Raw genomic sequence first — 470 nt, forward strand, 5'->3', positions numbered from 1 at the left:
GAGGTATTACCATTACCTCTGTCTTGCAGAATTTGTAAAATAGTAATCATTATCAATCAATAGTATTCAGTCTAGTAATCAATCATAGTAGATATACATAGTAGTATACATATATATTGTTATGATATATAACATAATAGAGTATATAGTATATCAGTATATGTCACTATTACATGATTATATATCATCTCATAACCAGAAGGAGGAGCTATCATGAGAAGTAAAAGAGAAAAGAAATCCATTACAAAGAGCATTAAGCTTTCCCCGTTACAAGTACAACAAATTGAAGAAAAAGCAAAGGAAAAGAATCTGACGTTTAGCAGCTATATGGTAGATTGTGCCGTACATGGGAATAATAGCATTACACCACAAATGGCGGTTCGGATGCAGGAGCTTGTAAATATGGTACTTGAAATTGCAGACAGTATTGACGGCACGGAATATATTCGAAAAGAGGAACTGCGGCAGAA

Annotated in this window: 1 protein-coding gene; it reads left to right on the forward strand. The window is 33.4% G+C overall.

Annotation, left to right across the window (positions count from 1 at the left end; translation table 11 throughout):
- Positions 1-213 precede the first annotated feature (213 nt).
- On the forward strand, positions 214-470 hold a 257-nt coding region (locus tag RUMCAL_RS15980), incomplete at its 3' end, for a plasmid mobilization protein (RefSeq protein ID WP_021682543.1).

It is taken from the genome of Ruminococcus callidus ATCC 27760, from assembly GCF_000468015.1.
Lineage (GTDB): Bacteria > Bacillota > Clostridia > Oscillospirales > Ruminococcaceae > Ruminococcus_C > Ruminococcus_C callidus.